We start from the raw sequence: 3,459 nt of genomic DNA, 5'->3' as shown, positions 1-3,459 counted from the left end.
ACATAGAAGTGGTGGTGATCGGAAGTGTTGGTGTCGAAATACGTCTTCGACCCTTCGACGGCGAGGATGCGCAGCATGCCGGCCTGGGTGAATTGATGAAGGGCATTGTAGACGGTGGCCAGCGAAACCGGCACACCGGCGGCGATCGCCTCTTCATGCAATTCTTCGGCCGAAAGGTGACGGTCGCCCTTGGCGAAAAGCAGGTCGGCCAGCGCAATGCGCTGGCGCGTCGGCCTCAGGCCGGCTTCGCGAACCCGCTTGTCCACAGCGACATTTTCCTTCCGGCAGCCCGAATCCATCTATCCCGTCTAAGCTTGCAAGCCCCATAGACCGGTCCAGAATGGCAAAAAGAGGTCAATGCCAAAAACTGGACACCACCCGACATATATTCTGTCGCCCAAATGCGATCAATAGCGCGCATTGACCCAGGCAGGCGCACGGGTTAAGCGCAAACGCCGGTTTCCGGCCACAAACAGAGTGTGTTAGGAAACCAACGACATGGGCGCCCTGCCGCCCGGAACGAGAACGGGGACCGAATTAATGGCGGGTCAAAAGTCCAGCTACGACTACGAGGAACTGCTTGCCTGCGCCCGCGGCGAGCTGTTCGGACCGGGAAACGCCCAGCTGCCCTACCCGCCGATGCTGATGTTCGACCGCATCACCGAGATCAGCGAGACCGGCGGCGCCTTCGACAAGGGCTTCATCCGTGCCGAGTTCGACATCAAGCCGGATCTTTGGTTCTTCGCCTGCCATTTCATCGGCAATCCGATCATGCCGGGTTGCCTCGGCCTCGACGCCATGTGGCAATTGACCGGCTTCTATCTCGGCTGGCTCGGCGAACCCGGCAAAGGCATGGCGCTGTCGACCGGCGAGGTGAAGTTCAAGGGCATGGTGACGCCATCGGTCAAGAAGGTCGAATATGGCGTCGACTTCAAGCGCGTGATGCGTGGCCGCCTCGTGCTCGGCATCGCCGACGGCTGGCTCAAGGCGGATGGCGAACCCATATACGCGGCAACGGATCTGAAGGTGGGCCTGTCCAAGCAGTCCGCCGCCTGATCGCCATCGCCACGGGCCCTGGCGTGTCCGGCGGATGCGCAAGGACGCCGCGGTTTTATTTTGCGTATGATCGAAGGCGGAAACCAATTAGGTTTTTCGTCAAACTACGCCGGAAGGAGTTGCGAATGAGACGCGTCGTAGTGACAGGCCTCGGCATTGTGTCGTCGATCGGCAACAACGCCAATGAGGTGCAGGCCTCGCTTTACGATGCCAAGTCCGGCATCAGCTTTTCCAATTCCTTCGCCGAGCACGGTTTTCGCTGCCAGGTATGGGGCGCGCCGACGCTCGACCCGTCGGCGATGATCGACCGCCGCGCAATGCGTTTCCTGAGCCAAGGCGCTGCCTGGAACCATGTCGCCATGGATCAGGCGATCGCGGACGCCGGGCTCGGCGAGAGCGACATCACCAATGAGCGGACCGGCATCGTGATGGGCTCCGGCGGACCGTCTACCAGGACCATCGTGGAAGCCGCCGAAACGACGCTCAAGAACGGCAGCCCGAAGCGGATCGGTCCGTTCGCGGTGCCGAAGGCGATGTCGTCGACCGCTTCGGCCACCTTGGCCACCTGGTTCAAGATCCACGGCGTGAATTACTCGATCTCGTCCGCCTGCTCGACCTCCGCGCACTGCATCGGCAATGCCTGTGAGCTGATCCAGTGGGGCAAGCAGGATATGATGTTCGCCGGCGGCCACGAGGATCTCGACTGGACGATGTCGGACCTGTTCGACGCCATGGGCGCCATGTCGTCGAAATTCAACGACAAGGCATCGGCCGCTTCGCGCGCCTATGATGTCAACCGCGACGGCTTCGTCATCGCCGGCGGCGCGGGCGTTCTGGTGCTGGAAGAGCTGGAGCACGCCAAGGCGCGCGGCGCCAAGATCTATGCCGAGATCGTCGGCTACGGCGCGACCTCCGACGGCTACGACATGGTGGCGCCGTCCGGCGAAGGCGCCGTGCGCTGCATGCGGCAGGCGCTTGCAACCGTCTCGACGCCGGTCGACTACATCAACACGCACGGCACATCGACGCCGGTCGGCGATTCCAAGGAAATGGGCGCCATCCGCGAGGTGTTCGGCGACCAGATGCCGTATATCACCTCGACCAAGTCGCTGACCGGCCATTCGCTCGGCGCCGCAGGCGTCCAGGAATCGATCTACTCCATCCTGATGATGCAGGGCGGCTTCATCGGCGAGAGCGCCCATATCGAGGAGCTCGATCCCGAATTCGAGGGCATGCCGATCGTGCGCAAGCGCATCGACAACGCCAAGATCGACACCGTCCTGTCCAACTCCTTCGGTTTCGGTGGCACCAACGCAACGCTGATTTTCCAGCGCTATTCCGCATAAGGATTGCCTTTTATGGAAGGGTTGATGAAGGGCAAGCGCGGGCTTGTCATGGGGGTCGCCAACGATCATTCGATCGCCTGGGGCATCGCCAGGAAATTGTCCGAACACGGGGCGGAACTCGCCTTCACCTATCAGGGCGACGCCTTCGGGCGGCGGGGCAAGCCGCTGGCCGAGAAGCTCGGTGCCTCGCTGGTCGTGCCTTGCGACGTCGAGGACAGCGCCTCGGTCACCGCAACCTTCCAGACGCTTCGCGAAGCCTGGGACGGCCTGGATTTCGTCGTTCACGCCATCGGCTTCTCCGACAAGAACGAGCTCAAGGGCCTCTACGCCGACACCAGCCGCGACAACTTCGTCCGCACGATGGTGATCTCCTGCTATTCCTTTACCGAGATCGCCCGCAATGCCGCCGCGCTGATGACGAACGGCGGCTCGATGATCACGCTGACCTATGCCGGGTCGGTGCGGGTCATGCCGAACTACAACGTCATGGGCGTCGCCAAGGCCGGACTCGAGGCGAGCGTGCGCTATCTCGCCAACGATTACGGCCCGCGCGGCATTCGGGTGAACGGCATCTCGGCAGGACCGGTGCGGACGCTCGCCGGCTCAGGCGTATCCGACGCACGCCACATGTTCTCTTATCAGCAGCGCAATTCGCCGCTACGGCGCACCGTCACCATCGACGAGGTTGGCGGCTCGGCGCTCTACCTGCTGTCCGATCTGTCTTCGGGAGTCACAGGCGAGATCCACTATGTCGATTCCGGCTATCACATCGTCTCCATGCCGACGCTAGAGGAACTGAAGCAGAACGACGGCCCCCGCGAATAATTCGCTAACGAAAAAAGCACCTTCCAGTAAAATTGGAGGCATTGGCGGAAACCCATTTTAAGGAGGTATCCGCTAAACGGCCCTGTAGTTCAGGGACCTTGCATGTCTGCAGTCAGCAACCCGAAGCGAACACCGCTGTTCCGGCTGATCACCATCGCCAGCTCGGCCATGGGCAGTTTTATCCTCGGACTCTGGGGGTTGCGCTTCGGCTTCGGCGACGGCCTGGCCGGCA

At 61.9% G+C, this 3,459-nt stretch carries 4 protein-coding genes; 3 read left to right on the top strand and 1 reads right to left on the bottom strand.

What is annotated here, in order from left to right; translation table 11 throughout:
* Positions 1–299 (bottom strand): iron response transcriptional regulator IrrA (irrA, locus tag EOA60_RS24455; protein ID WP_164899501.1); only part of this gene is annotated, 299 nt, incomplete at its 3' end.
* Between the two features lie 241 nt (positions 300–540).
* Here irrA and fabA point away from each other — a divergent pair.
* From fabA to fabI, 3 genes are all read left to right on the top strand, one after another.
* Positions 541–1,056: a 3-hydroxyacyl-[acyl-carrier-protein] dehydratase FabA gene (gene fabA, locus EOA60_RS24450; RefSeq protein WP_027165888.1), complete on the top strand. Its 516-nt coding sequence runs from the start codon at positions 541–543 to the stop codon at positions 1,054–1,056.
* A 125-nt stretch (positions 1,057–1,181) separates the two neighbouring features.
* Positions 1,182–2,402: a beta-ketoacyl-ACP synthase I gene (gene fabB / locus EOA60_RS24445; protein ID WP_095824401.1), complete on the top strand. Its 1,221-nt coding sequence runs from the start codon at positions 1,182–1,184 to the stop codon at positions 2,400–2,402.
* A gap of 12 nt (positions 2,403–2,414) precedes the next feature.
* Complete coding sequence (fabI, locus tag EOA60_RS24440) at positions 2,415–3,227, top strand: enoyl-ACP reductase FabI (protein ID WP_128312027.1); 813 nt, start codon at positions 2,415–2,417, stop codon at positions 3,225–3,227.
* The last annotated feature ends 232 nt before the right edge of the window (positions 3,228–3,459 follow it).

The organism is Mesorhizobium sp. M1A.F.Ca.IN.020.06.1.1 (assembly GCF_004023265.1).
Lineage (GTDB): Bacteria > Pseudomonadota > Alphaproteobacteria > Rhizobiales > Rhizobiaceae > Mesorhizobium.
This window is presented reverse-complemented; position numbering and strand designations above follow the sequence as displayed.